The organism is Nonomuraea sp. NPDC049028 (genome assembly GCF_043197735.1).
GTDB lineage: Bacteria > Actinomycetota > Actinomycetes > Streptosporangiales > Streptosporangiaceae > Nonomuraea.
Genome location: NZ_JBICTR010000006.1, coordinates 470331 through 486609, shown reverse-complemented (window position 1 = coordinate 486609; position 16279 = coordinate 470331). Strand labels below are relative to the sequence as shown.

Here is a 16279-nt window from a genome sequence, read left to right as displayed (position 1 = left end):
TTCCCTGCGTGGAAAGGCAGGTCAGCAACCGATATAGGCTCATCGAACCGCTTGGCGAGGGCGGGATGGGCGTGGTATGGCGTGCCTACGACGAGCTGCTCGACCGTACGGTAGCGATCAAGGAGGTCCGCTACACCGGCGTCGGTGAGGACAAGCGGGCCGAGCTCAACCGCAGGACCATCAGGGAGGCCAGGGCGGCGGGCCGCCTCGACCACCCCTCGGTGATCGTCATCCACGACGTCGTCGAGGAGGACGGCCGCCCGTGGATCGTCATGCAGCTGATCCGCTCGCGGTCGCTGGCCGAGGTGATCCGCGAGCACGGCCCACTGCCGGTCGCGCAGGCCGCGGCGATCGGCGGCAGGGTGCTCGACGCGCTGCGGGCCGCGCACGCGACCGGGGTGCTGCACCGCGATGTGAAGCCCGAGAACGTGCTGCTCGCCGATGACGGCCGGGTGGTGCTCACCGACTTCGGCATCGCCTCGCTGGAGGCCGAGGCCGGTCTGACCGCCACCGGTGGCCTGGTGGGCACGCCCGCCTACATGCCGCCCGAACGCCTCAACGGCGAGCCCGCCCGGCCCGAGTCCGATCTGTGGTCGCTGGGCGCGACGCTGTACGCGGCCGTCGAGGGCGCGCCGCCGTTCAAGCGCGACTCGTGGGCGGCGACGGTCGCGGCGGTGCTGCGCGACCTGCCCGGGCAGCCGGTCAGGGCAGGCGTGCTCGGCCCGGTGATCATGGGCCTGCTGCAGCGGGACCCGGCCGCGAGGATGCCCGCCGACGAGGCCGCCCACCTGCTCCGGACCGCCGCCGCCGAACCTATGGTGTACGGATATGCCGGACCTCAGACCCCGCAACCCGGCGGCCCGGTAGCCGGGGGGTTCGGGCCCGCGGGAGCCCAGGTACCCGGCGGATTCGGGCCTGCGGGAACCCAGGTACCCGGCGGGTTCGCGTCCGCGGGAACCCGGGTACCCGGCGGATTCGGGCCCGCGGGGACCATGCCCGTACGGACCCGTCGGCGCGGGTGGCTCATGGCCGTGCCCGCGGTCGTGATCGCCGTCGCGGCGCTGGGCACGGGCGGCTGGTACGTCGTCACCTCCCAGCAGTCCCCCACCGGCACGCCCACCCCCACCCCCAGCGCCACTCCGACCCCCACCTCCAGCGGGACGACGACGCCATCCCCCACCCGCACCGCCGAGCCGACCGCGACGCCCAGCCCGCCGCGGCTGCCCGCCGGTTGGCGCCGGCTCGTCAACTCCGCCGGGGACTTCTCGATCGGCCTCCCCAAGGACTGGCAGGCCAAGAAGAACCCCGACAGGGACAGCATCACCATCACCGGCCCCGGCACACCGGGCCAGATGATCGTCGAGTGGACCGTCCCCGAGAAACCTTCGGCCGACCCCGAGCGCCGCTGGGTGGAGCTGGAGAAGGAGATCCAGGCCAAGGGGGAGTTCGACGGCTACAAGCGGATCGGCATCCGGGCCACGTCCTACCTCGGCCGGCCGGCCGCCGACTGGGAGTTCACCAGGAAGCGCGGCAGCATGCTGATCCACGTGATCAACCGCGGCTTCCGCACCGCCGACGGCCGCCACTTCGCCCTCTACTGGGACACGGCCGACTCATGGTGGGACCAGGACCGGCACTACTTCGACGAGTTCGTCAAGACATTCAGGCCCCAGTGAATGACCCAGTGAATGACCCAGCGAACGACCCGGTGAACGAGGCGGCGAAGGAGCGGGCGCGCTTCTGGCGCCACCCGGCGCTGCCCCAGCTGGACCTGCTCAAGGCCCACTACGTCACCCACCGCTTCACCCGGCACGTGCACGACGGCTACGCGATCGGACTCATCCTCGACGGCGTGGAGGAGTTCGAGTATCGCGGCGACCTGCACCGGGCGGGCGCGGGCGAGGTGGTGCTGGTCAACCCGGAGGCGGTGCACACCGGCCAGGCGGGCACGGCGGACGGCTGGTCGTACCGGATGCTCTACCCATCGGTGGAGGCGCTCTCGGGGCTCGCGGCCGAGCTCGGCCTGCCGTACACGACGCCGTACTTCCCCGAGCAGGTGGTGCGGGACCAAGCGGTCGCGGCGCTGCTCGGCCGGGCGCACCTGGCCGCCGAGCGGGGCGACGCGCTGGCCGCCTCGTCGCTGATGCGCGGCTTCTTCTCCCGCCTGCTGATCCGGCACGCCACGCCGCGCCCGTCCGCCGTCCTGCCCGCCGAAGGCGGACGAGCGGTCGCCGAGGCGCTGGAGGTCCTGCACGAGAGCCTGGTGGACCCGCCGTCCCTGGACGATCTCGCGCAGGCCGTCGGGGCGCGGCCGTTCCCGCTGCTGCGCGCGTTCAAGGCCGCGACCGGCCTGCCGCCCCACGCCTACCTGATCTCCATGCGGATCCAGCGGGCCCGCCGGCTCCTGGACTCGGGCGTAAGGCCGGCGCAGGTGGCCGCCGAACTGGGCTTCACCGACCAAGCCCACCTGAACCGGCACTTCAAACGCATCGTGGGCGTGCCACCCGCGGCCTACCAACGGTCAGCAGGAACGTACAAGACCGGCGATTTCCTCTTCACCTAGCCTCACGTCTCATGGGACAGACAACACACCGTTCCGCCGCGATACGGGACGGTCTTGGCGTGGGCCTGGCCGTAGGGCTGTCCGGGCTCGCCTTCGGCGCCGCGGCGATCACCGCGGGCCTCAGCGTGGCGCAGGCGTGCGTACTGAGCCTGCTGGCCTTCACCGGCGCCTCGCAGTTCGCGCTGGCCGGAGCGGTGGGCGCGGGCGGCGACCTGGTGGCGGCCGCCGCGGGCGCGCTGCTGCTGGGCGGCCGCAACACCCTGTACGGGCTGCGCCTGGCCGACCTGCTCCGGGTACGCGGCCCGCGCCGGCTGCTCGCCGCGCAGGGCGTGATCGACGAGACCACCGCCGTCACACTCGCCCAGCCCTCGCCCGAGGCGGCACGCACCGCGTTCGCGACCACCTTCGCCAGCCTGTACGTCACCTGGAACCTCACCACGCTGGCCGGGGCGCTCGGCACGTCGTTCCTGGGCGATCCGGGCGCGCTGGGGCTGGACGCGGTCGGCCCGGCGACCTTCCTGGCCATCCTGTGGCCGCGCCTGACGGGCAGCGCCCAGATCAGGTGGCTGGCGGTGGCCGGCGCGGCGGTCGCGCTCTGCGCGACGCCGTTCTTCCCTCCGGGCGTGCCCGTGCTGCTGTCGGCGGTCGTCGTTCTGGCGGTGCTGGTCCGATGACGCTGTGGTGGGCGATCGCGGCGGTGTGCGCCGGGTGTTACGCCCTCAAGCTGGCCGGGCTGGCGGCACCGCGCCGGGTGCTCGACCATCCCCGGGTCCGCCGCTTCGCCGAACTCGTGCCCGTGGCGCTGCTGGCCGCCCTGATCGCGGTGCAGATGTTCACCGAGCACGGCGAGCTCCACTTCGACGCCGCCCGCACGGCCGGGCTGGGCGCGGCCGTCGTCGCGCTCCTGCTGCGCGCCCCATTCCTGGTGATTCTGGCGACAGCAGCAATAGTGACCGCGCTTGTCCGGGTTTTTATCGGGTAGACGGCGGAGCATGTCCGATTCTGCGCTGCTGGTCGGCGGACGTTACCGACTGATCAGAACCATCGGCCAGGGTGGGATGGGAACCGTCTGGCAGGCCCACGACGAAGTACTCGGCCGAGACGTGGCGGTCAAAGAGATCCATCCCCCTCCTGACCTGACCGACCCCGAGCGAGACGTCTTCTCGGTGCGTACCTTCCGCGAGGCCAGAGCCGCGGGACGGGTGGCGCACCCCGGCGTCGCCACCGTCTACGACGTGCTCGAAGAGCACGGCCACCCGTGGATCGTCATGCAGCTCGTCCACTCGCGCACCCTCGGCGATCTGGTGCGCGAGGACGGCCCGATGGCACCGGCCGAGGCCGCCGACATCGGGCTGCAGTTACTGGAGGCGCTGCGGGCCGCGCACGCCGCCGGGGTCCTGCACCGCGACGTCAAACCGGACAACGTGCTGCTCACCCCGGACGGCCGGGCCGTTCTCACCGACTTCGGCATCGCCACCACCGAGGGCGAGGCGCCTGTCACGAGGACCGGGGTGCTGGTCGGCACGCCCGCGTTCATGGCGCCGGAGCGGGCGGCCGGCGGTGGGGCCCAGATCGCCTCGGACCTGTGGGCGCTGGGCGCGACGTTGTACTACGCCGTCGAGGGCGAGTCGCCGTTCCAACGCCCTCACGCGCTGGCCACGCTGGGCGCGGTGCTGCACTCCGAGCCCGCCCCGATGGCCCGCGCGGGCATGCTGGCCCCGGTCATCCTCGGGCTGCTGCGCAAGGACCCGGCCGAGCGGATGACGCTGGACGAGGCCGAGCAGCGGATCCACCGGCTGCTGATCGGCAGCTCACCGGAGGAGACCGCGCCGGTGAACGTCCCGGCGCCGCCCACGGTGCCCAAACGGGACCCGATGCCGCAAACAGGAGCCATAGCCGCGCCCGTCGCGGCAGCCGGATCCGACGCGGGCCCGGCGCCATCCGGGTGGCGTCGCAGACCGCCGCTCACCGCGGTCGCGGCCGGCACGCTCGCCCTCGTCGTCCTGACCGCGGGCGCGGCGTGGTGGACGAACCGGCAGTCCCAGGCCCGCCAGCCGGTGACGACGGTCCCGGCCGTGGTGCGTACGACCAGCGTCCAGCCTTCGGGCCCGACCCCCTCGGCGACGCCCACGCAGACCGAGACGCACGAGCCGACCACCGACCAGAACCAGGTACGGCAGAGCGCCCCGCCCTCCAGCGACCGGACCGGCGAGCCCACCCCGGCCCCGACCGGAACGCCGACGAAGAAGGAGCCCACGAAGGAGCCAACGAAAAAGAAGGAGCCGACGAAGAAGCCCTCGGCCACGCCCGCCAAGAGCAAGACCCCCAAGAAGAGCACCAAGACCTCGGCGAAGGCCAGCGAAGAGCCCGACGAGCCCGTCGACGTCCCTCCGGCCGACAACGCCGACTAGGGCGCCGTCCCACACCAGGGAAGGGCGCCGGTCAGGACTCGTCGCGTACGGCGTCCAGGGCCCGCTGGAGGTCGGCGGGGTAGTCGGTGGTGAACGTCAGCCACTCGCCCGAGCTAGGGTGCTCGAACCCGAGCGACACCGCGTGCAGCCACTGCCGGGTGATGCCCAGCCGGGCGGCGAGCGTCGGGTCGGCGCCGTACATCAGGTCGCCCACGCACGGGTGACGCAGCGCGGACATGTGCACCCGGATCTGGTGCGTACGGCCGGTCTCCAGCTTGATGTCCAGCAACGAGGCCGCCCGGAACGCCTCGATGGTGTCGTAATGGGTGACCGACGGCTTGCCCCCGGCGACCACGGCGAACCGGCCGTCGCCCGACGGGTGCCGGTCGATGGGCGCGTCGACAGTGCCCCTGAACGGGTCGGGATGTCCCTGTACGAGCGCGTGGTAGCGCTTGTCGACCGTGCGTTCCTTGAAGGCGCGCTTGAGGTGGGAGTAGGCGTGCTCGCTCTTGGCCACGACCATGGCGCCGGTCGTGTTGGCGTCGAGGCGGTGCACGATGCCCTGACGTTCGGCCGCGCCGCTGGTGGCGATCGTGTGGCCGGCGCCGAGCAGGCCGCCGATCACGGTCGGGCCGGTCCAGCCGACGGTCGGGTGGGCGGCCACCCCGATCGGCTTGTTGACCACGACGATGTCGTCGTCCTCGTACACGATCGACATGCCGGGCACCGGCTCGGCGACCGGCATGGGCGTACTGACCGGCGGAGGGAGGGTCACGTCGAGCCAGGCGCCCGCGTGCACCCGGTCGGACTTGGCGGGCGCGTGCCCGTCCACGAGCACCTCGCCCGCGACGATCAGCTCGGCGGCGCGGGTGCGGGAGAAGCCGAACAGGCGGGAGATCGCGGCGTCCAGCCGCTCGCCCTCCAGCCCGTCGGGCACCGGGAGGCTACGCTGGTCAGCCACGCTTGCCGCCCTCCCTGGTGCCGTCGATCTGGTAGCCCCGCCAGGCCAGGATCACCGCGAGGATCCCGCCGCAGACGATCGCCGAGTCGGCCACGTTGAACACCGGGAAGTAGTCGATCACCGGGAAGTGTCCGGGCAGCACCTCGATCCAGTCGACCACGTGCCCCTGGAACTGCACGGACCTGCCGATCCCGGACGGGTAGCGCAGCAGCCGGTCGGTCAGGTTGCCCAGCGCCCCGCCGAGCAGCAGCCCCAGCGTGATCGCCCACGGTAGGCTGCGCATCTTGCGGGCCGTGCGGAGGATGGCCACCACCACACCCGCCGCGATGAACGTGAAGATGATCGTCATTCCGGTGCCGATGCTGAAGGCGGCACCGGAATTGAAGATCACCCGGAACTGCAGGACGTCCTGGATGACCACCATGGGCGCCTTGCCCTCAAGCGTCCGCAGGACAAGCGTCTTGGTGATCAGATCGGTCGCATAGATCACGACCGCCAGCACGACGAGGACCGCGAAGAGGCGGCCGCGTCGCCCCCCTACCGGCGCTCCTCCTTCTGCTTGCAGGCCACGCACAGCGTCGCCCTCGGGAACGCCTGCAGACGTTCCTTGCCGATCGGCTTGTGGCACGATTCGCACACTCCATAGGTCCCTGCGTCGATCCGGGCGATCGCACGTTCGTTCTGCGCGACGAGGTCGCGCGCATTCAGGGTAAGGGCGATCTCGCGTTCGCGCTCATACGTCTTGGCACCCGCGTCGGCCTGGTCGTCACCGGCCCCCTGGGTGACGTCACCCGAGGCGATCTCGGACTCATGGCGAAGAATGTCGGTGTTGAGCTCGTCGATCTCGCTCTGCAGCCGGCCGCGGACGTCGGCGAGCTCCTCCTCAGACCACATCGACGGTGTAGCGGTCTGCGTGACTGGCGCCATGGCTACCTCCCCATGCTGGAACAAGGCCGTAAATGGTGCGGGCAGCTTAGGTCCCCCATAACAGAACAGCAAACGACCCGCCGGACGATTTACCTCTCCCGTAATATCCCGCCCCGCTCGTTCAACTCCTCCTCAGAGGCGCCCATTCCCACAACTTTGTCGGGGTTTACGAGTTCACTACCTGCCGACCGCGAACCCGGAAGCTTTGCGGTCCACTCTGCGTTATGGTGTGAAGCTGCAAGGCGTTGATGGGGCCCGTCTGTGACGGACATCACCCCGGAGCCGCCGGAAGAACGGCTCTCGCGAGCTCACTAGACCCGGCCGCAGACCAAACGAAGAGGGCCTCACCTGAGGTCAAGAAGGGTGGTACCGCGGGGCCGCACGGCTTCGTCCCTTCACGCTCACCTGTCAGCCAGTGATCGCGTGGAGGCCCGCCCGAGATGTCTTCCCCTTCTTTCCGCCCTCTTCCCGCGCAGGTCGACCTGCCCGCGCTCGAGCGCGAGGTCCTCGACCGCTGGCGGGACGGGAAGATCTTCGAGCGCTCCGTCGAGCAGAACGACGGCAACCCCTCCTGGACCTTCTACGAGGGCCCGCCCACCGCCAACGGCCTGCCCGGCGTCCACCACGTCGAGGCCCGGGTGTTCAAGGACCTGTTCCCCCGCTACAAGTCGATGCGGGGCTTCAGCGTGCCGCGCAAGGCGGGCTGGGACTGCCACGGCCTGCCGGTCGAGGTCGGCATCGAGCGGGAGCTCGGCCTGAGCGGCAAGAAGGACATCGAGGCGTACGGCATCGCGGAATTCAACGCCAAATGCCGCGAGTCGGTGCTGCGCCACGTCGACGCCTTCGAGCAGATGACCGAGCGGATGGGTTATTGGATCGACCTGTCCACCGCCTACCGGACCATGGACCCGTCCTATATCGAGTCGGTCTGGTGGTCGCTCAAGGTCATCTTCGACAAGGGCCTGCTGTTCCGCGACTTCCGCATCACCCCTTACTGCCCGCGCTGCGGCACCGGCCTGTCCGACCATGAGCTCGGCCAGCCCGGCGGCTACGAGACCGTCTCCAGCCCGTCGGTCTACGTGCGCATGCCCGTCACCTCCGGCCCGCTGAGCGAGCTCGGCGCCGCCCTGCTGGTGTGGACGACGACGCCGTGGACGCTGGTCTCCAACACCGCCGTGGCCGTACACCCCGAGGTCACCTACGTCGCGGCCCGCACGGCGGACGGCGAGGTGCTGGTCGTCGCCGAGCCACTGCTGTCGGTGCTCGGCGAGGGCGCCACCGAGGTCGCCCGCTTCACCGGCCGCGACCTGGAGCACACCTCCTACACGCGGCCGTTCGAGCTGGTCGACATCCCCGGCGCCCACTACGTGGTGCTCGGCGACTATGTGACGGTCGAGGACGGCACCGGGCTGGTCCACCAGGCTCCGGCGTTCGGCGCCGACGACCTGGCGGTGACCAAGCGCTACGACATGCCGGTCGTCAACCCGATCGGCCCCGACGGCCGCTTCCTCGACGACGTGCCGATGGTCGGCGGCCAGTTCTTCAAGGACGCCGACGAGGGCCTCACCGAGGACCTGCGGGCCCGCGGCCTGCTGTTCCGCGGCACTCACTTCGAGCACAGCTACCCGCACTGCTGGCGCTGCCACACGGCGCTGCTCTACTACGCGCTCCCCTCCTGGTACATCCGGACCACCTCGGTCAAGGACCAGATGCTGGCCGAGAACGCCAAGACCAACTGGTACCCCGACACCATCAAGTGGGGCCGGTTCGGCGAGTGGCTGCGCAACAACGTCGACTGGTCGCTGTCGCGCTCGCGCTACTGGGGGACCCCGCTGCCGCTGTGGGTCTGCTCCGCCGACGAGTCCCACGTGACGTGTGTCGGGTCGATGGAGGAGCTGGGCACGCTGGCCGGCCGCGACGTCTCCGCGCTCGACCCGCACCGCCCGTACGTCGACGACGTCACCTTCCCCTGCCCGACCTGCTCGGCCGAGGCCCGCCGCGTGCCCGACGTCATCGACGCCTGGTACGACTCCGGGTCCATGCCGTTCGCCCAGTGGGGCGAGCGGGGCAAGCCGGAGGGCCTCTACCCGGCGCAGTTCATCTGCGAGGCCACCGACCAGACGCGTGGCTGGTTCTACTCGCTGATGGCCGTGGGCACGCTGGTGTTCGGCCAGTCGTCCTACGAGAACGTGCTCTGCCTCGGGCTCATCCTGGCCGAGGACGGCCGCAAGATGAGCAAGCACCTGGGCAACATCCTGGAGCCCATGCCGCTGATGGACGAGCACGGCGCCGACGCGCTGCGCTGGTTCATGGCCTGCTCCGGCTCGCCGTGGGCGGCCCGCCGCGTGGGGCACAACGCCCTTGAGGAGATCGTCCGCAAGGTCCTGCTGACGTACTGGAACACGGCCTCGTTCTTCACCCTCTACGCCAACGCCGAGTCGTGGACGCCCGAGCGGCTGGCGCAGGCGACCCCCGCGGCCGAGCGGCCGCTGCTCGACCGCTGGGCGCTGGCCGAGCTGCACCGCACGGTGGCCGAGGTCACGGGCGCGCTGGACGAGTACGACACCCAGCGGGCCGGGCGCCGGCTGGCCGAGTTCCTGGACGACCTGTCCAACTGGTACGTGCGCCGCTCGCGCCGCCGCTTCTGGCAGGGGTCGGCGGACGCGTTCGCGACGCTGTACGAGTGCCTGGAGACGGTCACGCGGCTGATGGCGCCCATCGCGCCGTTCGTCACCGACTACCTGTGGGACGTGCTGCGCGGCGAGGGCGCGCCCTCCTCCGTACACCTGACCTCCTGGCCCGCCGTACGCGAGGACCTGCTCGACCCCACGCTGTCGGAGCGGATGGCGCTGGTACGACGGCTGGTCGAGCTGGGCCGCTCGGCCCGTGCCTCCTCCGGCGTCAAGACCCGGCAGCCGCTCGGCCGGGCCCTGGTCGGAGCGCACGGCTGGCCCTCACTCCCGTCCGAACTGCGGGATCTGATCGCCGACGAGCTGAACGTCCAGGCTCTCGAGGACATGTCCGGCTTCAGCGCCGATCTCGTGTCCTACACCGTCAAGCCCAACTTCCGGGCCCTCGGTAAGCGGTTCGGCTCGCAGACCAAGCTGGTGGCGGCGGCCGTCGGCGCGGCGGAGGCCGCCTCCCTGGCGCCCACCCTCCGCTCCGGCGCCTCTGTCACGGTGGACGTACCGGAGCTCGGCGCGGTGTCGCTCGGCCCCGATGACGTGATCGTCACCGAGCAGCCGCGCTCGGGCTGGGCCGTCGAGACCGGCGCCGTCGACACGGGCACCGGCGAGACGGTGGCGCTCGACCTGGAGCTGACGGACGAGCTGCGCCGGGCCGGTCTGCTGCGCGAGGTCATCCGCCTGGTCCAGGAGGCCCGCAAGTCGACGGGCCTGACCATCACGGACCGGATCTCCCTGTGGTGGTCGGCCGCCGACCCGGACCTGGCGCAGGCGCTGCGGTCGGGGTGGCAGGCGGTGGCGGAGGAAGTACTCGCCACGACCGTCACGGAGGGGATCGAGGATGGGCTGCCGTCGCACTCGGAGACGGACCTGGGGCTGACGTTCCAGCTGCGCCGCGCCTGACGAGCCGTATGGGGTGGGACGTGTCTCTTGGACGCGTCCCACTCGGCTGACGGGCTACCCGCCTGGCCGCGTCCCACTCGGCTTCGCGCCTGGTGGCCCCTCTGGGCCGATCGACCATCGGGCTCACCCGAGGCCGAAGCTCGGATCGAGGCCGGTCAGGTCGGCGCTGGCGGTCCACACGCGCGCCGCGAGATCGGCGTCGGCCAGGTGGCCTCGCAGGGGTTCGAGGGTGGGCAAGCCGCGGATCCCGAACACCCGCGGCCCCCACAGCTGGCCGCCGCCCACGGACGGGTCGAGGACGGCCCGGACGGCGGGCCAGGCGGCGGCCTCCTTGCCCTGGAGGAGGAGGCCGGCCGGCAGACCACGCAGCCGTTCACCGGTGGTCCTCAGGTGCACCGGCGGGCGTGACGGGGTGAGGGAGTCGAGCGCGCCGCCGGGGTGGGTGAGCACGCTCAGCGTCGTCCTGCCGGCGGCGCGCAGGCGGCGGTCGAGTTCGAGCCCGAAGAGCATCTGCGCGAGTTTCGATCGCGCGTACGTTCGTTTCGGCCGATAATCGCGCGTGCTCTGGAGATCGTCGAGATCCAGGCTCTCGGACTTGGCCGTGAAGCTGCCGGTGGTGACCACCCGGCTCGCGGACGCGGCCGTCAGCAGGGGCGCCAGCCACCAGGTCAGGGCGAAGTGCCCCAGGTGATTGGTGGCGAACATCAACTCGTTGCCGTCCTTGGTCTCGCGCCGCGGCGGCTGGTCGAGCAGCACCCCGGCGTTGCAGACGACCGCGTCCAGCCTGTCCAGTCCCAGCGCGTCCACGGAGGCTTTGAGCGAGGAGAGATCGGCGAGGTCCAGCGGGATGTGACGGACGCGCGCGCCGGGGATGCGGGCGCGGATCAGGACCTGAGCCGCTTCGGCCTTGGCGGTGTTCCGGCTGCCGAGGATGACGGTGGCACCGGTGCCGGCGAGTTGTTCCGCGACGAAGTATCCGATGCCCGCGTTGCCGCCGGTGACCAGGAAGTTCTTACCGTCGGCGCGCGGCAGGCGGCGCACGTCCCAGGGGTCTGGGCTGTGGGGGTTGGTCATGTCCGGCTCCTTACATGGGGAGGTCGTCGTGTCGGCTGGCACGGCCAGGCGCTTACCGACCAAGAAACTATAATCACTATAGTTTCAGATGCATTCTAGTTTTGGGATACAGTGGAGGCATGGCGACGACGATGGGGCGCCGCGAGCGCAAGAAGGCACAGACCCGCCGGGCGTTGTCGGACGCGGCGTTGCGGCTGTTCTCCGAGCATGGCTACGACGGCGTCACCGTCGCTCAGATCGCCGACGAGGCGGACGTCTCGATCGCCACGCTGTTCGCGCACGTACCGGACGGCAAAGAAGCGCTGATCTTCGACGACGGCGCCGAACGACACGTGTGGCTGGTCGCCGCGATCCACGACCGTCCCGCCGGTCAGTCGGTGCTGGAAGCCCTGCGCCGCTGCCTGGCCGGCCGGGGACCCTTCACCGAAGACCTCCCGCCCGACCTTCGGCGCAAACGCGACCTGATCGTGAGCACGCCCGCCCTGCGGGAATACTCACGCAAGCTCTGGATAGCGAGCGAGGGCGCCCTGGCCGAGGCGATCGCCACGGAGAGCGGCCGCGACCCCGCCGACATGACGGTCCGCGCGCTCGCCCGCTACGTCCTGGAGATCCCGGAGCTCGCAGGCACGGAAGCAGACCCCTTGGCCGCGATGCACGCCATCTTCGACCTCCTCCAATCCGGCTGGCCCGAATCACCCACGGACACCTGACCGGACCCCGCCCGACCGGGCCTCACCTGACCGGGCCTCACCCGGTCCGCTCGCACCGCACCCCGCCTAACCGGGCCTCACCCGGTCCGCTCGCACCGCAACTCGACCCGGTCCGTTCGCTCTGCCGCTGAACCCGGCCGCTCGCTCCCCCGCTCGGCCTGGGCCGTGCGATCCTCAAGGGCTGCCGGGGTGATCTCCCAGGCGAAGGGCCTCGGTGGCCAGCCCGGCCCGCCGACGCTCTCGCTGGCCAGCCCGCCTGCGATCTACTTGCCCGCCGGTCCGGCCTCCACGACCGGCGGCCCGACAAACCGCAGTGCCCAGCACCCGGACAACCTCTGCGTTGGCCGCTGAACCAACGTCGAGGCTTACGCCCGGCCTCACCTAGCTGACGGACTCGCGATCGTTCTGGCAGACCGAGCAGCTCGTCAGACCGGCCGACTCGGCCTGCGAAATCGTCATGGTCTCCACACCCGTTTCACCCGCGCCCCGGATGAGGGGGCAGGCGGTGCTGTGGTAGCGGCGGGTGCCGACGATGACCTTCACCGTGGCCGACCGCCCGCTCTTCCCCGCGCCTTCACTGTCGGGTTTGCCGCCCTTGGCTGTCGCTTCTTTGGCGGGGTCGGCGTCTCCCCCGCCAGAGGACCCCTTGGCAGACGCGGCGCTGTCCGACTTAGTGGACGAGGCGCTATCCGGCTTGGCGGATGCGGGCTCGGACGCTTTGGCCACTGTCTTGGCGCTCTCGGCCGCCTTGGCGCTCTCCGCAGGTCTGCTCGTCGCAGGCGTCGTACCGGCAGCGGGTCTCCCACTGGCCGGGCGCGACCCACTCGCCGGCCCAGCGCTCTCTGCCTTGGACGCAGCCTCGGAAGCGGCTCCGGACTGCACCGGCATGATCACGGTCCCGCCCACCGACTCGGACCGCTCTCCCTTGGCCCCGGACGTCTCTCCCTTGGCCCCGGACCGCTCTCCCTCCGAGCCGGACGTCTCCCCTCCGGATCCGGGCCGCCCCGGCTTACCGGACGCGGCCGGCCCCGTCGGCAGGGGGCCCTTGGGCTTGGCCGCGGACTCGGCCGACGAGGCGGGACGCTCGGGCGCCACGGCCGGGCGCTCAGGCCGGTCCGACGAGGGACTCCAGCCGGCCTTGCCGGGGCCGGGACGCTGCGGCGCGGGATCTCCCGCCGGTACGGCACGCTGAGGCGCCGTCGCGGGCCCAGAGTCGTCGAGGTCCGGCGCGGCACCTCGGTCCGGTCCGCCACGGCTCTGACCGGCGGCCTCTGCCGCGACGGACGAGGGGCGCTCTCCGGGCCGACCTGCTCCCGACTTTCCGGGCGTCTCCGGCCTTCCGGGCGTCTCCGGCTTGTCGGTCGCCCCAGGCTGGCGGCTTCCGGGCTTGCCGGTCTCGGTACGGCCGATGCCGGACGGGCCGGACGACGGCTGACCGGACCCAGGCTTGCCGGACGCTGACTGACCGGATCCAGGCTTGCCCGACGCTGACTGGCTGCTCCCAGGCTTGCCCGACGACGGCTGCCCGCTCCTGGTCTGCCCGGACGACGACTGACCGGACGACGGCTGACCGGACGACGGCTGACCCGACGACGGCATGGTGGTGATGTACGGGGCCAGCCTCGGGCCGGCGGAAGGGTCGGGCGACGGGGGTTCCGTGCGGTCCTTGCCGGGCCCTGAGGCGGCCGGCTTGGTCGTGGCGCTGGACGACGGCGCGGGCTCCGCGGGGCGGGCGAACCAGCCGGTCGGCTCGGCCGGGGCATCGGCGGGGTCCGGGGCGGGGGTGGCGGCCTTCGAGTCGGGCTTCGGCTTCGCCGGGCCGCCGGACACCGGGGGGCGCAGGTCGCGCGTGGCGCCGGGCGCCTCGGCCCGGAGGTCCGCGGGGACCTTGGGAGTCTGCGAAGGCTCGGGGCCACGCTTGGGAGCCGATGAAGGGCCGGAACCAGGCTTGGGGGCCGATGAAGGCGCGGATCCGGGCTTGGGACCGCCGACCGGCGCGGGGCCCATGGGGGACACGGAGCCGGTAACGGGGCCGGAAGCGGACGCGGCGCCGGTAGCAGAACCGGGGCCAGAAGCGCCGGCCAAGGGGGTGACGGCGGGCTCAACGCCGCCGGGCTTGGAGGCGGCAGCGGGCTCGGGGCCGGCGGCAGGCGGCAGCTGCCGTCCGCCGAGCGCTGCATCCGGCAGGCACGCCGTACAGGGCGTGAAGCCCTCCTCGCGCGCCTCCTCGTACGTGAGCTCCTCTTGATCCCGTCCGATCAGCTGGCGGCAACCCGGGACGTGATAGCGCTTGCGTCCGGGGATCACCAGGACGAGCGCGTCCGGGGAGATCCCGCGCACCGCGGGACGGCGTTGCGTCGGCGCGGTGGCCGTCTGCTGGAGCGTCTGTGGACGCGGCGACGGCGGCGCTCCCATCGGGGCCCCCAGGGGACCCGGCTGGGTCTGGCCATGCGGCAGGCCGGCCGGCGCGTGCCCCACCGGCGGGGTGGCCGGCGCAGCGGCCCGCCCACCACCGGGAAACAGCTCGTGACGCCGCAGCAGCGCCCCGATCACCAGGAACAGCGCGGACAGCACGCTGACCACGATGGACCACATGATCAGGAACGGCTTTGCCAGAACGAAGCCCGCGATCAGCAAGACAACCGCCGCGAGCACCAAACCAGCACTGATTAGGATCACAAAGGGCTCTTTCGAGTGACGGGTCCTTGATGACCCGCTACTTTACCGGCGGTCGTTGTGCGGACCGTCACCGCCGGGGAAAGCGCCCTGCGGGGAGTCACCGCCGAACGGGTTGGGACCACCGGGGAGAGGCTGCTGACCACCCTGAGGCACCGCGTGCGACATGGCCGGAGCCGCCGCCGAGGGACCGCCGCCGGTCATGACCGGGAAGCCACCGCTGCCTTCCGCGGAGACGTTCAGCTCGGCGAGCTGGTTCTCCAGGTAGAGCTTGAGACGGCTGCGGTATTCGCGTTCGAAGCTGCGCAGCTCCTCGACCTTGCGCTCCAGCTCGTCACGGGTCTGGACGAGGGAACCCATGGCCTGACGGTGACGCTCCTGTGCGTCGCGCTCGAGCGTCTCGGCGCGGGCACGGGCGTCGCCGATGACCTGCTCGGCCTGGCGGCGAGCCTTGGTGAGGATCTCGTCGGCCTCGCGGCGGGCGCGGGTGACCGTCTCGTCCGCCTCGCGGCGGGCGTCGGAGATCGCCTGGTCGGCGGTCTGCTGGGCCAGCGCGAGCACGCGGGCCGCGGTGTCCATGTTGTCCTCGGCCGGAGGCATGTTCATGACGGGGACCGGCTGAGGCTGCTGCTGCGGCTCGGGAACCTTCATCGGCTCCGGCTGCGGCGGCATCATCATCTCGGGCTTCGGCTGCTCCTGCACCGGAGCGGAGGCCATGGGCATGCTCATGCCCCCGGGCACCTTACCGCGCAGGCACTCGGCCAGCTTGGCGCGGAGCTCCTCGTTCTCTTGGATCAGGCGGTCGAGCTCAGCCTCGACTTCGTCGAGGAAGGCGTCGACCTCTTCCTCGTCGTAGCCCGGCCGTAGCCGAGTGGTACTGAACTGCTTGTTCCGCACATCAGCGGGCGTCAGCGGCATCTTTTGGTCTCCTTGGCGCGCTTGGAGTCTGTCCGGAGGGACGGTTAACCCGAATCACTTCAGCGCGGACACGAGTTGGATCACGACCGGTGCACCACGGCCTCCATCACCGCGGGCCCAGTGATCCGGCGATCTGGATCAAGAGCAGAACGATGATGAAGAGGACTGTGAAGCTTAGGTCAAAGGCCACCGTACCCAACCGGAGCGGGGGAATGAAACGGCGGAGGAACTTGAGAGGTGGGTCGGTTGCGGTGTAGGTGGCCTCGGCGAGCACGAGCACGACGCCCGAAGGGCGCCACTGACGGGCGAACGCCTGGACCGTCTCAAAGATCATCCTGCCGATGAGCAGCACCAAATAGAGAGACAGGACTACGACCAAGATCTGGCTTACGATCCCCACGGTCTGGCCGCGCCTCCACTTCTGATGTGCCCGCCGGGCCTCGGTGAGGCCT

The 16279-nt window shown here is 71.2% G+C and carries 14 protein-coding genes; 7 read left to right on the top strand and 7 right to left on the bottom strand.

Features of this window, described 5'->3' with window-relative positions; genetic code table 11:
• The first annotated feature begins 8 nt into the window (after positions 1-8).
• From ACGFJ2_RS25620 to ACGFJ2_RS25600, 5 genes are read left to right on the top strand one after another with little or no spacing between them, the layout of a single operon-like run.
• Complete coding sequence (locus ACGFJ2_RS25620) at positions 9-1676, top strand: serine/threonine-protein kinase (protein ID WP_393472185.1); 1668 nt, start codon at positions 9-11, stop codon at positions 1674-1676.
• 8 nt (positions 1677-1684) lie between these two features.
• The gene (locus ACGFJ2_RS25615) at positions 1685-2563 is read left to right on the top strand and encodes an AraC family ligand binding domain-containing protein (RefSeq protein ID WP_393472183.1); all 879 of its coding nucleotides are present in this window, start codon (positions 1685-1687) and stop codon (positions 2561-2563) included.
• Positions 2564-2574: 11 nt separating this feature from the next.
• Complete coding sequence (locus ACGFJ2_RS25610) at positions 2575-3237, top strand: AzlC family ABC transporter permease (protein ID WP_393472180.1); 663 nt, start codon at positions 2575-2577, stop codon at positions 3235-3237.
• Complete coding sequence (locus tag ACGFJ2_RS25605; protein WP_357641961.1) at positions 3234-3545, top strand: AzlD domain-containing protein; 312 nt, start codon at positions 3234-3236, stop codon at positions 3543-3545. The genes ACGFJ2_RS25610 and ACGFJ2_RS25605 overlap by 4 nt, the downstream gene beginning before the upstream one ends.
• A 10-nt stretch (positions 3546-3555) precedes the next feature.
• Positions 3556-4974: a protein kinase gene (locus ACGFJ2_RS25600; protein ID WP_357945433.1), complete on the top strand. Its 1419-nt coding sequence runs from the start codon at positions 3556-3558 to the stop codon at positions 4972-4974.
• 31 nt (positions 4975-5005) lie between these two features.
• Here ACGFJ2_RS25600 and ACGFJ2_RS25595 read toward each other — a convergent pair whose 3' ends face one another.
• From ACGFJ2_RS25595 to ACGFJ2_RS25585, 3 genes are read right to left on the bottom strand one after another with little or no spacing between them, the layout of a single operon-like run.
• A complete protein-coding gene (locus tag ACGFJ2_RS25595) occupies positions 5006-5935 on the bottom strand; it encodes an RluA family pseudouridine synthase (RefSeq protein WP_358181066.1) in 930 nt (309 codons plus the stop codon).
• On the bottom strand, positions 5928-6509 hold the full coding sequence (gene lspA / locus ACGFJ2_RS25590) for a signal peptidase II (RefSeq protein WP_363989004.1): 582 nt from the start codon (positions 6507-6509) through the stop codon (positions 5928-5930). The genes ACGFJ2_RS25595 and lspA overlap by 8 nt, the downstream gene beginning before the upstream one ends.
• Positions 6473-6862, bottom strand: coding sequence for a TraR/DksA C4-type zinc finger protein (locus ACGFJ2_RS25585; RefSeq protein ID WP_357945428.1), 390 nt, complete (start codon positions 6860-6862; stop codon positions 6473-6475). Before ACGFJ2_RS25585 ends, lspA begins: the two co-directional genes overlap by 37 nt.
• Positions 6863-7302: 440 nt before the next feature.
• Between ACGFJ2_RS25585 and ileS the strand changes: the two genes are divergently transcribed.
• Positions 7303-10449 (top strand): isoleucine--tRNA ligase, encoded by a 3147-nt coding sequence (gene ileS / locus ACGFJ2_RS25580; protein ID WP_393472174.1) that lies wholly within the window; start codon positions 7303-7305, stop codon positions 10447-10449.
• A gap of 123 nt (positions 10450-10572) precedes the next feature.
• Here ileS and ACGFJ2_RS25575 read toward each other — a convergent pair whose 3' ends face one another.
• Complete coding sequence (locus ACGFJ2_RS25575) at positions 10573-11523, bottom strand: SDR family NAD(P)-dependent oxidoreductase (RefSeq protein ID WP_393472171.1); 951 nt, start codon at positions 11521-11523, stop codon at positions 10573-10575.
• Positions 11524-11642: 119 nt separating this feature from the next.
• Here ACGFJ2_RS25575 and ACGFJ2_RS25570 point away from each other — a divergent pair, with 119 nt between their 5' ends.
• Entirely contained in the window at positions 11643-12233 is a 591-nt protein-coding gene (locus ACGFJ2_RS25570; protein ID WP_357945420.1) for a TetR family transcriptional regulator, read from the top strand.
• 381 nt (positions 12234-12614) lie between these two features.
• Here the strand turns inward: ACGFJ2_RS25570 and ACGFJ2_RS25565 are convergent, their stop codons facing one another.
• The 3 genes from ACGFJ2_RS25565 to ACGFJ2_RS25555 all read right to left on the bottom strand — a co-directional run bounded on the left by ACGFJ2_RS25565 (position 12615) and on the right by ACGFJ2_RS25555 (position 16227).
• Entirely contained in the window at positions 12615-14912 is a 2298-nt protein-coding gene (locus ACGFJ2_RS25565) for a hypothetical protein (RefSeq protein WP_393472168.1), read from the bottom strand.
• Positions 14913-14954: 42 nt separating this feature from the next.
• Positions 14955-15827, bottom strand: coding sequence for a DivIVA domain-containing protein (locus ACGFJ2_RS25560; RefSeq protein ID WP_357945415.1), 873 nt, complete (start codon positions 15825-15827; stop codon positions 14955-14957).
• Between the two features lie 106 nt (positions 15828-15933).
• Entirely contained in the window at positions 15934-16227 is a 294-nt protein-coding gene (locus tag ACGFJ2_RS25555; protein ID WP_357945412.1) for a YggT family protein, read from the bottom strand.
• Positions 16228-16279 lie beyond the last annotated feature (52 nt).